The 15271-nt window shown below is 59.5% G+C and carries 12 protein-coding genes; 2 read left to right on the plus strand and 10 right to left on the minus strand.

Annotated elements, in window-relative coordinates:
- The 3 genes from KDL09_RS07175 to KDL09_RS07185 form a co-directional block, all read right to left on the minus strand.
- On the minus strand, positions 1-1343 hold a 1343-nt coding region (locus KDL09_RS07175; protein WP_294383170.1), incomplete at its 3' end, for a sulfatase.
- 46 nt (positions 1344-1389) lie between these two features.
- Positions 1390-2328, minus strand: a complete 939-nt coding sequence (locus KDL09_RS07180; RefSeq protein WP_294383172.1) for a M56 family metallopeptidase — start codon at positions 2326-2328, stop codon at positions 1390-1392.
- A gap of 18 nt (positions 2329-2346) precedes the next feature.
- Positions 2347-2745 carry a BlaI/MecI/CopY family transcriptional regulator gene (locus KDL09_RS07185; RefSeq protein WP_294383175.1) on the minus strand — a complete coding sequence of 133 codons (399 nt, stop codon included), beginning with the start codon at positions 2743-2745 and terminating at the stop codon, positions 2347-2349.
- 250 nt (positions 2746-2995) lie between these two features.
- Between KDL09_RS07185 and KDL09_RS07190 the strand changes: the two genes are divergently transcribed.
- On the plus strand, positions 2996-3730 hold the full coding sequence (locus tag KDL09_RS07190; RefSeq protein ID WP_294383179.1) for a hypothetical protein: 735 nt from the start codon (positions 2996-2998) through the stop codon (positions 3728-3730).
- Here KDL09_RS07190 and KDL09_RS07195 read toward each other — a convergent pair whose 3' ends face one another.
- From KDL09_RS07195 to KDL09_RS07205, 3 genes are read right to left on the minus strand one after another with little or no spacing between them, the layout of a single operon-like run.
- Positions 3731-4891: a hypothetical protein gene (locus KDL09_RS07195; RefSeq protein WP_294383180.1), complete on the minus strand. Its 1161-nt coding sequence runs from the start codon at positions 4889-4891 to the stop codon at positions 3731-3733. It abuts the gene before it with no gap.
- 29 nt (positions 4892-4920) lie between these two features.
- Positions 4921-6312, minus strand: a complete 1392-nt coding sequence (locus KDL09_RS07200; RefSeq protein WP_294383182.1) for a DUF1501 domain-containing protein — start codon at positions 6310-6312, stop codon at positions 4921-4923.
- Position 6313: 1 nt separating this feature from the next.
- Positions 6314-9433 (minus strand): PSD1 and planctomycete cytochrome C domain-containing protein, encoded by a 3120-nt coding sequence (locus KDL09_RS07205; protein ID WP_294383184.1) that lies wholly within the window; start codon positions 9431-9433, stop codon positions 6314-6316.
- Positions 9434-9502: 69 nt separating this feature from the next.
- Here KDL09_RS07205 and KDL09_RS07210 point away from each other — a divergent pair, with 69 nt between their 5' ends.
- Positions 9503-10288, plus strand: coding sequence for a helix-turn-helix domain-containing protein (locus KDL09_RS07210; protein ID WP_294383186.1), 786 nt, complete (start codon positions 9503-9505; stop codon positions 10286-10288).
- Between the two features lies 1 nt (position 10289).
- Here KDL09_RS07210 and KDL09_RS07215 read toward each other — a convergent pair whose 3' ends face one another.
- Genes KDL09_RS07215 through KDL09_RS07230 form a run of 4 tightly spaced genes read right to left on the minus strand, consistent with a single transcriptional unit; the run spans position 10290 to position 15194 of the window.
- On the minus strand, positions 10290-11546 hold the full coding sequence (locus tag KDL09_RS07215; protein WP_294383189.1) for a hypothetical protein: 1257 nt from the start codon (positions 11544-11546) through the stop codon (positions 10290-10292).
- Between the two features lie 55 nt (positions 11547-11601).
- Entirely contained in the window at positions 11602-13173 is a 1572-nt protein-coding gene (locus KDL09_RS07220; protein ID WP_294383193.1) for an MFS transporter, read from the minus strand.
- Positions 13174-13194: 21 nt separating this feature from the next.
- Positions 13195-13749 (minus strand): hypothetical protein, encoded by a 555-nt coding sequence (locus KDL09_RS07225; RefSeq protein WP_294383196.1) that lies wholly within the window; start codon positions 13747-13749, stop codon positions 13195-13197.
- Entirely contained in the window at positions 13746-15194 is a 1449-nt protein-coding gene (locus KDL09_RS07230) for a DUF1501 domain-containing protein (RefSeq protein ID WP_294383197.1), read from the minus strand. Before KDL09_RS07230 ends, KDL09_RS07225 begins: the two co-directional genes overlap by 4 nt.
- Positions 15195-15271 lie beyond the last annotated feature (77 nt).

The raw sequence follows: 15271 nt of genomic DNA on the forward strand, positions 1-15271 counted from the left end.
CCGCTGCCGGGACGGTTCACATCGCCGATGTCAGCACGCGCCTTTTCGGCAAGCGCGGTCAGTCGCGCGACCACATCGGGATGCTGCGCGGAAGCTTCGTGCTCCTCGCTCACATCATGCCGCACATCGTAGAGCGCCAGCTTCGTCGGTTCTGCTTTGCGCTGAAGGTTGGAGAAGCTCCCGGTGAGAGGCAGATACAGCTTCCAGTCGCCGGCCCGAACCGCCTGCAATTGTTCCATGCGGTAGTAGAAGAAGCCGTCGTCATCCCACGGCGACTTGGTGTTCTTCGCATCAAACAGAATCGAGGTGATGTCATGCCCGTCGATCTTGTTTGCGGGTGGTTTCGCTCCCGTGATCGCAGCGAACGTCGGCAGCATGTCCATCGTGGAGCAAAGCGCATCGTTCACCACACCCGCCGCTATTTTACCGGGCCAGCGCATGATGCACGGCATGCGCATCGCGCCCTCCGAGGTGTCGTAGCCCCAGCCACGATACGGCGCATTGCTGCCCTGCGGCGGATTGCGCTTCGGAGCTCCGTTGTCAGACGTCCAGACGAACAGCGTGTTCTCCTCAAGTCCCAGCCTTTTCAGCGTGCTCATGATCTCACCCGTGCTCCAGTCGAGTTCCTCCACCGAGTCGCCATACTCACCGTTGGTGCTTTTGCCGCGGAAGTTCTCGCTCGAAAAGGGATGCGTGGTCGAGCCGGGCATCGTGTGCGGCAGATACAGGAAAAACGGCCCTTCTTTGTGTGCTTCAATGAATCGAACCGCCTCCTCCGTGCAGCGCTTCACCAGGTGATCACGATCCGCCGGCGCCTCGATCACCTTCTCGCCACGCATCAATGGCAGTTCCGGCCAGATGTCCGGCTTCTTGTCCTTCGTCATGTCATCGCTGTAGGGAATGCCGAAAAACTCGTCGAAGCCCTGCTTCGTGGGCAGAAATCCCGGCTGATCGCCCAGATGCCATTTGCCGATGCACATCGTCGCATACCCGGCTCCCTTCAAAACTTCCGCGATCGTCACTTCGGATGGGTTCAATCCCTTCTCCGCCACTGGCTGCAGCACCGCACCGCCCGTCGCACTGATGTGCATGTTCACCCTGCGCGGATAACAGCCTGTCATCAAAGCCGCGCGTGACGGCGTGCACACGCCGCTCGCCACATAGAAGCTCGTAAACTTCGTCCCCTCCGCCGCGAGCCTGTCCACGTTCGGCGTGCGATGGAGCTTCGAACCGAAGCAGCCAAGGTCACCGTTTCCGAAGTTATCGACGAAGACGAAAATGATGTTCGGCTTGGCAGCGAACGCGCTGGCTGAGAAGAACAGGAAGAGAATCAGTGTTTTCATGAGAAGTTGGCATCAACAACCGGTGCCACCAGATGAAAACTCTGCTTCAAGGAGCGCCGGGAAAGGGATTGGCACTTAAACGGAGCCGCGCTTCGCTCTCCATCGAAGAATGCGAAGGTAATTCCACCGGCGCGATGCGAACTGCCGCAACCAGCACACCCGCCGTCGTCATCAGCAGCAAGGCGGTGGCCCAACGCGTCGAAGTCAACCAGCCGGAATGACGAGGCGCCTCCAGAAGGCGCGCTATCCGGCCACGCAGACCCGTACGACGCGCAAAGGACATCGCAAAGCCGCGGTGAGGCGTTCCCGTCGCATGCGCGAGCAGCATTTCCCCATACTCCTTGCGGCTCATTCCGGCGGACGACGCCTCGTGATCACAACACACTTCTGACTCGTGTTCGTAGAGGCTGCACAGCGCGTGCACGGCAGGGTTCCACCAGAAGGCAACACGCAGCAAAGCCGAGCAGAAGCGATGCAGACAGTCGTGCTGTCGTGCATGCTGCCTCTCGTGCCGCAGCGCGGCCAGAAGCGTCGATTCAGGCCATGTGACCGATTCGTGAGGCAGCAGCACGCAGGGTCGCCACCAACCCGTCATGCAAGGTCCTTCGACTTCACTGGAAAAGCGCACTTCCAACTCTGCGAACTTCTTCAACGCGCCCATTTCGGCGCTCTTAACCAGCTTTGCGATGGTGGCGGCTTCGCATAACAGGCGTGTCAGTAAAATGACGCTGCCACAGGCCCACAGCGCCGCCGGCACGACAACCCATGAGAAGGACGACACGTACATCGAGGATGAAACCGGAATCGCCTGCATCGCCACGATCTTCGCTGGAAGCCAGGGAACCAGCCAGGCGCCCCAAAGGCCGAACAACGCCACGACGCGGCGCGTCCGCGGTTGTTGTCTAGGAAGAACAAGGACCGCCATGCAAAACGCCGTAGCCCAGAGCGTGACTTTGAGAGCGATGGCGATCCAGAAGGTGATCATGACAGCAGTTGGATGAAATCAGGAAGACGTTTGGTCGTCCAGCAGTTTCCGAATCGCGGCAACTTCCTCCGGCGGCAGCTTGCGCTCGGTTTTGTCGAGCAAGGACGCCACCAGTTTGCCGGGTGAGCCGTCGAAAAACGTCCGCAGCACCCGCTTCAACGCCGTGTCACGCGCCTTTTCCGGCGCGACTGCCGGCTCATACACGTAGCGGCGCGATTCGCGCGTGTATTTGAGCAGTTTCTTCTCTGCGAGAATACTCAGCAGCGCACGAACCGCGGAGTAGGACGGCCGGTCCGGCATCTCGTCCTGAATCTCCTCCGCCGTGGCCTTCCCCAGCCGATAGACGATGTCCATCGCCTGCCGTTCTCGTTTGGAAAGATGCTCGTGCTTCGCCGCCATGTGCTGAAAATGCTGCATTTAATGATGGATGCAAGTTTGTATTTGTCACCTCGGCAAACCAGAACATCGTCCAAAAACTGCAGGTTTTTCCGCATTTATTCTTGTCATTCATCTAAATGCTGATATTTCTGCATTTATGAACTCAACCTTGTCCCGCTGTTTTGCCTGCGCCCTGATCACCGCGTTTCTCGTTCTGCTTTCGTCTTGTGGATCGATGAAAACTTCGCCGTCGCCTGTTCCGCCCATGATATCTGCTGAAGGTGGACCGATGACTGCCGGCCTCCGATCCGGCAACTATTCCCTCAGCGCCAGCTCCATCGACAACCTCCTCGCCACTGGCGCTACGACTCCACGCAAAATCGACGACCGCCCTGGCCTCGGCACCACCGCTGGCCGGGAGCAGTATTCACGGCTCGAACGTGCCCGGCTCATCCGCAAATCCGATGCTCCAGATGTGGTGGATTCTTTCCACTACAACGATGAGACCGGTGCCAAGGCGATGACCGGCATTCTCGGAGGCAGTACTTCAAAGCGCGGCGGCCTGTTTGATGCCGCAGGCGAGCGCCTGAAGGTCGGCCTCGTTCGCTACGGCCACACCTACCCTTATTACCAAGCAGGAGGGCGGCGCATCGTCATCGGAGATGCCGGTTACCACTACGAGGTGCGGCTGGAGAATCGCACGAAGAAGCGGTTGGAGATCGTGCTGAGCGTGGACGGCCTGAATGTGCTCACCGGCAAACCCGCAAGCCCTTCCCAGCACGGTTTTGTGCTCGAACCCAAACAAACCTATGACGTGGATGGTTTCCGCAAGGACAGCACCACGGTGAGAAGCTTTCAGTTTGGCAGCGTGGCCGCCTCCCAGGCTGCCGCAAAAGGCGGAGCGGGCAATGTGGGCGTCATTGGTCTCGCCGTTTTCGAAGAGGACGAGGCACGCGCCAAGGCAGAACTGCAACGCGAGCAGCTTGTTCGCGAGAACGCCAACGCCTTCCCAGTCAGCCGTTGATCACGGTCTTTCCGCCACCATCAGCCGTGTGAACTGGCCGTCGCTGGTGTTGTAGTAGATGCGTTTGCCGTCGGTGCTGAAGACGGGATGCGGATCGCTGCGACGCCAGGATTTCGCGCCGCGGTTCTGCTCGAAGCTGTGCAGCAGCTTCCATTTCCCGCCGTTCATGTCGGCCACCATCACGCACCACTCGTTCGGCCTGCCGCCGACGGGCTCCGTCATGCCATCGGTGACCATCAAACTGCCACCCGGGCTTACGGAGGGATGCGAGCCGCGCAGGTTCGGCACGTCCTTGAGGTTCGTGTAGCTGAAACCCTCCTTCATGATGTCCATCGTGATGTTGCCGACCTCGAAGATGTGCAGGGAGTCCGGCGTCCAACCCGGATGCCCCCACTTGCCGCGCATCCAGATGCACGCGCCTTTTTCGAAGTCGTAGCACACGAGCCCCTGGCGATGACTGGCGTTCTTCGACATGTAATCGTCGCCGCCGTTGCCTGCGGCGATTTTGAAAAACACGCGCTTCAAATCCGGGCTGATCACCGGGAAGAAGATCGAACACGGCTTGCCGCTGAATTCCTTCTTCAGCCAGTCGCCGTATTTAACCTCCACCTCGCTGATCTTTGCCCGCGTCAAGGTTTTGCCGGTGCGTGCATCCCACACTTCGAGATCGCGATACGGTCCCGGATTCCAATGGCAGCCATACATCGGCAGAAGATCACCCTCCGGCCTGCCAAAGCCGACCTGATGATCCTCGGCGACGATTTTCTTCTCCAGAGTCGCCACATCGACCACCACCACGCGCCACTTCTTGTCGATCACCTCATGAAACGCCACTCGTTTGCCGCCGGAAAGCCACTGCTGGCATGCAACGCGATGCGCGTCCTCCGTGTGCACGTTCTCTGCCAGCACCGTTTCTTTTCCCGTCGCACGTTCCATGATGCGCACCTCACCCACATACCCTGCGGGATGCGTGGAGGTGAAAAACAGCACGTGTTTGCCATCCGGGCTCTCAGGGTTTGTGACGTAGTAGGTGTGAATCGTGTGCCGTCCTTCAATTGAAGACACAGGCTTGATGCTGACGTCTTTGGACCAAGGCGCGACTGGATCGTCGGCCAGACAACGAAGAGACAGCAGGCATGCGAAGATGAGAATGCGTTTCATGGCGGCATTAACGCATGTCCGGGACCGGACTATGCAAGCAATGCCTGGACCACGTTTCCATGCACATCCGTGAGTCGCTGGTCACGACCGCCATGGCGGAAAATGAGCTTTTCGTGATCGATGCCCATCTGGTGCAGCAGCGTGGCGTGGATGTCATGAATGTTCAGCGGATCGCTGGCGACGGCGTTGCCGAAGTCGTCCGTCTCACCGAATGCCATGCCGCCCTTGAAACCACCGCCGGCCATGAGGATCGAATAGCCGTTCACATGATGATCGCGACCGCAGGTGCCGGTGACTTTCGGCGTGTGCGGTGTGCGGCCCATCTCGCCGGCCCACAGAACGATCGTTTCATCGAGCAGACCACGTTGTTCGAGGTCGATGATCAGTGCAGCGACCGACTGATCCGTGATGCGTGAGTTCTTCGCGTGGTTTTGCCGGATCTGACCGTGCTGATCCCATGGCGAATTGTTGCCGTCGAAGCTCGGACAGGTGATTTCGACAAAACGCACGCCTGCTTCGATGAGTCGCCGCGCCCTCAGCGCCTGTGTGGCGTAGAAACGCTGGTGCTCGTCGCTTGAATCAACGCCATAGAGCTGCCGGATATGCGCCGGTTCGTTGGCGATGTCCGCAATGGCAGGAACAGCGCTCTGCATGAGAAACGCCGTCTCGCAATTGGCGATGGCGCCTTCGATGGCCTGCGCGTCCGAAGAACGGGAGGCGAATTCGGCATCCTGCTCGGCCAACAACGCGAGTTTTCGCCGCTGAACAGCCGCCGTGTCATGCGGCACGATGTTATCGACCGGCACGCCCTTCGCACGCACCATCGTGGCCTGATGACTAGCGGGCAGGAACGAGCTGCCGAAATTCTCGAGGCCGCCGTTCGGCACCCAGTCGTTGTTGAGCACGACGTAGCCCGGCAGATTGTGATTCTCGGTGCCAAGACCATACGACACCCATGCGCCGAGGCTGGGCGCCTGCCCAAGAATGCGTCCGGTGTGCAGCAGCAGGTTCTGCTGACCATGCAGCGGCAGTTCGCCGACCATCGAGCGCACAACGCAGAGACGGTCGGCCACTTGCGCGATGTGCGGGAACAAATCACTCACCCACAAACCGCTCTGCCCGCGCTGCTTGAACTCCCATGGACTGCCGAACCACACGCGATTCGCGTTCGACTGCGAACGCTTGGTCACCGCACTCTCGCCGATGGGCTTGCCCTCATGCTGCTTGAGCATCGGCTTCGGATCAAAGGTGTCCACATGGCTCGGTCCGCCGTCCATGAAGCAAAAGATGATGTTCTTCGCCTTCGCACGGTTGTGCAGCGGCACGCCTGCCATCGCACGAAGCGCCAGCATGCCAAAGCCTGCTGAAGCGCCGGCCAGAACATGGCGGCGTGAGCACAGGCGATGGTCGTGGCGCGTCATGTTAGCGGTAATAGATGAACTCCTTCGTATTGAAGAACGCATGAGCGAGGCGTTCCCATGCATCAGGCGTGTCACCGCCGAAGTCCTGCGAGGCGGCGAGCCAGCGCCGCATCTCGTCCTCGCGCGGCAGCCGGCTGAACACGCGTTCGAACATCCAGCCGATCTGGTCTTCGGTCGTCGCAGACGTGCGCTTCAGCAACTTGTCCGCCCAATGCTTCGACATTGCGTTCACAAACGGGTCGTTCAGCATGATCAGCGCCTGCGATGGCACGTTGGTCACATCACGGCGTCCCGTGGGCAGTTTGAGGTCGGGCAGATTGAAGCCGACGAGAAACCTCGGCGGATCCATGATCGACATCTGCAGGTAGATCGAGCGACGTCCATCACCGTCGAGCGGCCCGCTGAAGAGCCGCTTTTTGTCATCCTCCGCTGTCCGATACGGAAGAATGGGCCGGCCGAAGAGCTGCGGATCGAAGCGGCCGGAAACCACAAGAAGCGAATCGCGAATCTCTTCCGCTTCAAGGCGGCGAGTCGGATAGTGATGCAGCAGACGATTCCCCGGATCACGTTCGCGTGCGGCATCGGTGACGAGGCCGGACTGGCGGAAGGTTTGACTCAGCACCAGACGACGCACAAGCTTCTTCGTGGACCAGCCTTCGCGGATGAACTCGCGCGCAAGCCAGTCAAGCAGTTCGGAATGCGAAGGCTTGTCGCCGAGGCGTCCGAAATCATCCGGCGTGGCGACGAGGCCGGTGCCGAAGATCCACTGCCAGACACGGTTGACGTACACACGCGCCGTGAGCGGATGCTCGGGATGCAGCAGCGACTCGGCCAGCGCGAGCCGGTCGGCAACACGATCGCCATGGAGCATCTTCAGCGAAGCAGGTTCCACCAGCGTTCCCGGGGCATCGACATTGCCGCGCACATTGAGCGGATACTTCGCATGCAACACCTCGCGCTCATCCATGCTGATCACGGTTCGAGGGAACGCAATTCCGGCCTCCACCCGGCGATATTCAGTCACGAGTTCCGCGAGTTTGGTGCCGGGCTCGGTCTTGTTTGGCAGCAGACCGTTTGCCAACAGCCAGTCGAGCACCTGGCGATCTCCGGCACGCACTTTGTTGGAGCACCAACGATGAACCGCCGCATTGAACCATGACGCGATGTGTTCCCACGGAGCAGACCCAACATTGGCTTCATACAGACCCGCAAACGCATCCAGCTCATTCTCCGGCGTACCGCCAACATCGTGCGAGACAATGCCGGTGATGCTGAGCCAGCTTCGTTTGTCGAAGCCAAAGTCGTCGTTTTTGAGCCCTTTCGCCAGACCCGTGCGCGGCGGGAAGTTGGGATTCAAGGAAGAGGTGCAAAACTCGATGGTCACCTGCTGCACTCCGTTCTTCAGTTGCGCATCGGCAAAGGATTTCCACGCAGGCTCGGTGTTGGTGTAGATCGTGATGGTTTCGTTTTGAAACGCATGGTCATCGACGACGAGCTGTCCGCCAAACTCTCCGCCCGCGAGGTTGAGGCTGACAAACTTGCCTGGAACGACATGCTCCGGCGGCATGCGCAGGCTGCCCGGCAGTTTCGACGACAATGCATTCGAGTGCCATCCCTGCGGCAGCAGCCGATCGATCACCTTTTCTCCGTCGAGAGCAATCAGAGGCGTCCCATTCTCGACGCGACCATGCACGAAGCCATCTCCCTCAAAGACCCAGTGGTCCGGCGCGAGCGACTTGAAGGCTGTGTTGGCCTTCTTGGCCGCCTCACGATTTTTACGCCATTCGGTGGCGAGTTGAGAAAGCTGATCCGGTGTGGCAAGCGGCGCGCCGATTCCTTTCAGTGCCGCGCCATGAGACGCCGCCCATTCCTTCAGCGCGGATGCCTCCAATGGCTTCGCCCACCGACGCGACATCTCATCACGAATGGCTGAGCGCAGTTTCTCGAGCCGAGTGATGGCCGCGTCGTTCTTCGCCGGTGCGTCGATCACGCGCGTGGTCCAGCGCGGCGTGGTGAACATTGCGGCCAGCGCGTAGTAGTCGCGCTGCGAGACGGCTTCGAGTTTGTGGTCGTGGCAGCGAGCGCAGGCGACGGTGGTCGCGAGAAACGCCTTCGAGAAGGCGTCGATCTTGTTGTTCACCATCTCCTGATGGATACCGTTGAACATTAGACTGCTGCCATGGCGATGCTCGCCCATGTGGTAGAACATTGGCCCAATAAGATTTTCATTCGTCTGCGCTACGGTGTTGATGCGCGGCCTGGGCAGGAGGTCTCCGGCGAGTTGCTCGCGCAGCAACTGATCGAAGCCGACATCGTCGTTGAAGGCGCGGATGAGGTAGTCGCGATACTCGTAGGCGCCTTTGGCCGGATTGTCCCATTCGTAGCCGTAGGTGTCCGTGTAACGCACCACGTCCATCCAATGTCGGGCGAATCGTTCGCCGAAATGCGGGCTGCGCAGCAGGGCATCGACGAACTCCTCACACGATGACGGACGCGCATGCGCCACCGGCGGCAAGCCGGTGAGCACGAACGAAAGCCGCCGATACAGCACTTCCATCTCGACGGGCGGTGCAGGCGTGAGCTTCGCGGCATCGAGGGCGGCCTTCACGAAGCGATCCACGGGTTCACCCGACCACGCTGCGTCTTTCACCTTCGGCGGTTCCGCACGACGCATGGGTTTGAGGCTCCACCAGTCGAGCCGCTTCTGAAATTCGACTTCCCACGCATCGTCCACGACGAGTTCAGCCGCCTGCACCTCCATCACGCGCGGATCAGGCGCCCCCTGACGAATCCATTCCGTGAACAACGCGATCTCGGCGGATGGCAGCATCTTTTTCGGCGGCATTTTGAGATCTTTCTCCGCATGACTCAGCGCCTTGATGAGCAGGCTCGCTTCAGGCTTGCCGGGGATGATCGCCGGCCCGCTTTCGCCGCCTTTTTCCCAGCCGGACTTCGAATCCAGCGCCAGCCCGCCTTTGATCTTCTTTTCGTGCGAATGGCATTCAAAGCATCGCTGCTTCAGCAGCGGCTCGATCTTGGACGAAAACAGCTCCTCGCCATGAACCTCTCCGCCCGCGAAGGGGAGGAAGATGGCGCTCGTGATGGCTTTGAAGAGATTCACGCCAGAACCAACGCGGCAGCTGCTGGGACTCTGTGTGGCAGGATCATCAAAAAATGGTAATATCCCGCCATGAACACCCCCAAGTCCGTGCAGCGCCAGTTCTTCACCCGCCTCGCCGACGGACGGCAGTTGCTGGAGGCTCTTGATCACCTCCCCGGAGCGATGTTCATGATCAAAAACCTCGACTCGCGATATGTGTTCATGAGCCGGGCCTTGAAGGAGGCGGTTCATCTGCCACCCGATTTTGACATCGTGGGAAAATCCGACTTTGATCTTTTCCCGCGGATCATCGCCGAAAGCTACCGCCAGAACGACCTGCAGGTCTTTGAGCATGACCGCATGCTGATCAAAGAGATTCATGCCACGAGCTTCTTCGATCATCCATCCTCCTGGGCTTGGTCGAGCAAGTATCCGCTGCATGACAATCGCGGAAAGGTGATAGGGCTCATCACCATCAACGAGAAATACAACGATGTGGCAGGTCATGATATCGAGCTGAACCGGCTTCTGCCCGCCATCGACCATGTGCATCAGCACTACGCGGAGCACATCACGGTGGGCAGGCTGGCTCGCTGCTGCGGCATCTCCGAGAGCCACTTCATGCGCGTCTTCAAGCAGCGCATGAAAATGACGCCGTATGCCTTCGTGGAGCAGGTGCGCATGTTTCACGCCATCGATTCGCTCCGTCGTACGGCAGCCAGCGTCGCGGGGATTGCTCTCGACTGCGGCTTTTACGACCCCAGCTCGTTTGTGAAGCGCTTCAAACGCTTCACCGGCACCACACCGCTGAACTATCGCCGCCAACAACAAGACCGCACCATCCCGGCGATGGCACTTCCGCGAGTGGGTGCATGATTCAATCGCGCCAAAAGGTCGATTCCTTCGGCGCGGTGTAGCGGACTTCCATCTCGGGTGTTTCGAACACTTTGCCGCCTCGATACAAGGACTCGACGGCGCCGATGACCATGCCGGAGGTGAGCAGCGTGCGCTCGACGGGATAAAGAACGCGGTTGTCGAGGACCATGCGCTCGATGTGATGGACAAGCGGGTTGAAGAAATCGGCGGTGGTGGCTACGGAGGTCGGCATCGGCAGGAACATCTGACAGGAGGTGATCTCGCCGGTTTCGCTGTTGAGCCCGGCGTAGTTGAAATCGCGGATGCCGAGCATGAAGAGCGTCGTGCGGAAGCCGTCGCGGTGCTCGATGAAGTAGGCGTAGGCGTCGGGGAAGTTCTTCCGCGCCCACGCGAAGCTCGGTGCCTCGGTGGGATAGCCTTCCTTCACCGGCAGCGTGTGGCTGCGGCTCAAGGCGGCGAGGAGGAGACGCTGCGTTTGATTCAAACTTGATGCGTGCTGCCACATCGCGTCGCCGCGAAGCGCGAGGACGTTCTTGATGCCGACTTCGCCGCCTTTACGACGCTCGGACATGCACTGCGCGGTTTCAAGACCGTGGAAATCGTACTTCTCGACACCACCGTAACCGACGGCGACGCTTTCGCTCAACGGCGTGCCCCATGGCAGATCGATGGCAGGCAGACGACGCGTCACGGGCAAGGATGAGCCGGCGAAAAAGGGAAAGTTCAGACGCTTCGCGTCGGCGACCATCTCAACGCAGTGTTTCCAATCGGTCGAAAGGTGCTTGTCGTTGAAGACAGGGACGCTGCGTCCGCTGGACTCGAACACTTTGACGACTTCTTTGAAGAACTCGTAACGCGGGTAGAGCGTCTGGCCTTTTTCGTTTTCAGGATAGTTGCCGTGTTCGCCGATGATCACGACGCCGTCGACGGCGAGCTTGCCGGTGCCGAGCGTGAGCGCGTCGGCGATGCTCTTGTGAATCGGAATGCCATAGCGCTCCGAGCGGCCTCGGGCGAGATCGTTGTCATTGAATTGATCGACGTAGAGCGAGACGAGATCGACTTCAGGCTTCCGCCAGCCACCCGCCCACGCGTAGCCGAGTGCAAAGCGGTCGATGAAATGCTGCGCGTGTGATTTCTCGAACACGACGGTGGCGATAAGCGCGATCTTTTTGCGACCCGAAGCCGGCGCCGCACTGGCGACGGCTGCGGCTGCGCTGGTGAGCAGGAAGGAGCGGCGGGTAAAGTTTTTGACGTTCATAGTTGGAAGAGATTTACTCACTGACGTAGCAACTAGCCGGACACATTGCTCCAATTTAGGCAGAACCATATTTGCTCACGAAAAAGGCATATGCGTCATTGATCTTTTTTGTCTCGATCTCAGCAATTTCTCGCAGCTTCGATCCCAGTGATGCGACCCGATCGGGGTGATATTCAAGCATGCGTTCACGATAATGACGCTTAATGTCTGCTAAGGTATAATCGCCTTCGAGACCTAGTGTCCTCGCATGAGCACTTTCGTCTGAATCGTGTACAGTCGACGCGTGGTTATCTGCGCGGCCGTCGAAGTCATGTGCACTCCTTTTCTCTGAAGCACGTTCTTTCCTAGGCGGTGGAACATTCTGCCTTTCATCGACAGGTTTGGATGTTCTACTATCCCAAAACAGCCACAACGGCAGCGTGGCGATGAGCGGCAGGAAAGAGGCGAGCAGCAGTCCTTGATCGAAGGAGTGCGTGCGATCGGCGAGCACGCCGAAGAACTTCTGCGCCTGCGCCGGCAGCACCCAGGCGACGACGCCTGCGATGCCGGTGATCTTGCCCTGATGACGGCCCGAGAGGTCCTGCGTGAACGCGTGATACAGCGGAAACACGCCAAGCGCGCCTGCGCCGGAGAGCAGCAGCATCGCGAGGAGCACCCAGCCTTTTTCCAGATAAGGCGTGATCGCGCACGAAGCGCACAACGCGCCGCAACCAGCGAAGACGATCACGCGGGCTGCATGCACGGAGAGCTTTCGTTTGCCGAGCCACACCGCGAGCGCACCCGCACCGAGACAGCCGATGTCCGTGGCCACATACCAGACAGAGGTGAAGTAAAGAGTCTGCGATTCCGTGTAGCCGAGCCCTTCCTGCAGGATTTTCGGCAGCCAGGCGCGCAGGATTTGCCAGGTGGTGTTGATGCTGGCGATGACGAAGAAGATCACCATCATGCGCCGGCTGAAGATGAGGCTCCACAGGCTGGCGTCATCTCCCTTGTCCGACGTTTCAGTCAGTCGAACGGGCGCCGGAAGATCGGACTTCCGCACGAAGGTGAACCACAAAATGAGCCAGGCGAATCCGGTGACGCCAACAATTTGAAACGCATGGCGCCAGCTTCCGAGTTCCGCGGTCATGATGGCGCTCATGATCAGCGGCGTGATAATCGCTCCGAGGGAGGTGCCGCTTTGCAGCACGCCGTTGCCAAGAGAGCGCTCACGCGCATCCAGCAACGCACGCGTAACGCGCACGCCGCAGGGCCAGTGGCCTGCCTCGAAAAAGCCGAGCGCCATGCGGCACCAGAGAAGCTCCTGCTCGTTATGAACAAAGCCCGTCGCAAGTCCTGCGAGCGACCACATTGTCAACACGACGGCGTAAAGCCAGCGCACGGAGAACCGGTCCGCCAGCCAGCCGAACACGATGGATCCTGCCGCGAAAGCGTAAGCGAAGACGGCTTCGATGTTGCCATACTGCGCCTGCGAGAGATGAAACTCCTTCGTAATGCGCACCGCGGCATTCGCCAGCGTCTGGCGGTCCATGTAGTTGATCGCCGAGGCGAGCAGCAGCAGGCCGCACACGGTCCATTTCCACGAGGAGGAGCGAAGGTTTGAGCTTTGTTCGGCTTCTGCACTCATGATAACCCGTGTCGATGCTCGTTACTCTGCGTCCGATTTCTTTGCCGTGTGTTTGCCGAGGTCGATCAGTTTTCCACTGAGCCGAAGACCTTGTGGAAACAGTGAATCAAATCCAAAATGAGTTTCCATGATGACCGGTCCGGTGGGGTCGTCCGTGGCATCAACAAACCTCGACAAGGGAAATTGTACTTTGAGGCCCGTGATCTTGAAGTCTCTATATTGCTCGGAGGGTGCAGTGTTGGGGCCGGACTCAGTCCATTTCAACGGTGACAAAAACACCCCCGTCAAAATGATCTCCTGCTTCCATTTGGCTCCCTCATGATTTTCCCAACCTTTTGTCCCGTAGACCCGCTTGGTTTGAAGTGCTTTGAACAAGACCAGACACCCTGGATCCGAGTCGGGTGAGATTTTTATGGTCGTTTCCTTGCCAGCCGCGTCACGTAGAAAGTCACAAAGGCCCGTTGTCTCGCCCATGCATCGAAACCTGAAATCTTCGCCGTCTACAGGCAATGCAAGACCAAAGAGAACAAGCAAGAGCATGCTCAAATGATGCACCGTCTTGCGCTCGTCTTTCATGCCAGCAGTTCGTCCACGACCTTCGCGCCCTGATTGTCGGTGAGGCTCGCGGCGAGGCCGTTGCGCTTGTAGGTCAGCTTGGTGTGGTCGAGGCCGAAGGTCTTCAGCAGCGTGGCGTGATAGTCGTAGTGCTTCACCTCGTCGATGACGGCCTTGTGGCCGAATTCGTCGGTCTCGCCATGCACGTAGCCTTTTTTGAAACCGCCGCCAGCGAGCCACATGCTGAAGCCGTAGGTGTTGTGATCGCGGCCCCACTTCTCGCGGCCCGCATCGTTTTGCAGCACGGGCAGACGACCCATTTCGCCGCCCCAATGAACGACGGTGCTGTCGAGCAGGCCGCGTTGTTTGAGATCGATGAGCAGCGCGGCGCTGGGTTGATCGGTGGCTTCGCAATTCTTCGGCAGCGACGTGATAAGCGATCCGTGCTGATCCCAGGACTGACCCGCATTCAGCACTTGCACATAGCGCACGCCGCGCTCGACGAGACGACGCGCGATGATGCAGCGCGTGGCGTAGTCCTTCGTGATCGGATTATCGACGCCGTAGAGTTTTTTGACGTATTCAGGTTCGTTCGAAATGTCGAGCGCCTCCTTCGCGGCGGTCTGCATCTTCGCGGCGAGTTCGTAGCTGGAAATGCGCGCCTGCAGATCGAGTTCGCCACGATGCTGCGCGAGGTGGTCTTCATTGAAGGCCTTCAGCAAGTCGAGCTGACGCTGCTGCGGCGTGCCCGCGAGTGACGGCGGCGGATCGAGATTGAGAATGCGCGGCTCGGTGGCGCGCACGAGCGTGCCCTGGAACAACGCAGGCAGCCAGCCATTGGTGAAATGCTCGCCGCTGAAGGTGGGCAGGCCGCTCGGATGCGAGAGCACCATGTAGGCAGGCAGTTCGTCCGTCTCGCTGCCGAGACCGTAGGTGAGCCATGAGCCAAGCGCCGGACGTCCAGCGGTGATGCGGCCGGCATTCATCGCATAGAGGCCCTGCGCGTGATTGTTCACGCCCGAAGTCATCGAGCGGATGAGCGTGATCTCATCGACGACCTTGCTCAGGTTCGGCAGCAGTTCGCTGATCTCCATGCCGCATTCGCCGTGCTTCTGAAACTTCCACGGCGATCCGAAGCACTTCGACGACGCCTGGGCGAGGTTGTCGTATTTGATCTCACCGGGGAATTTCTTGCCGTCGTACTTCGTGAGCATCGGCTTCGGATCAAACAAGTCCATCTGCGACGGCCCGCCCATCATGAAGAGTGAGATCATCGCCTTCGCCCGCGGCTCAAAGTGCGGCTTCTTCGGCGCAAGATCGTAACGGATCTCGCCAAAGCTCTCCGGCTTTACCGGCGCAGCGAGCAGGCCCTCTTTCTCCAGCAACGAAGCGAGCGCCAGCGTGCCGAGGCCGTAGCCATTGGCGTGCAGGAAATGACGGCGTGAGCAGAGCTGGGCGGGTTTCATTCGACGTAAAGGAAGCGGTTCGAGGAACACAGGATCTGGCAAAGGCTGGCCATCGCCTCCTGCGGCGGATTGGGGAC

Origin of the sequence: Prosthecobacter sp. (assembly GCF_020439865.1) — a bacterium.
GTDB lineage: Bacteria > Verrucomicrobiota > Verrucomicrobiia > Verrucomicrobiales > Verrucomicrobiaceae > Prosthecobacter.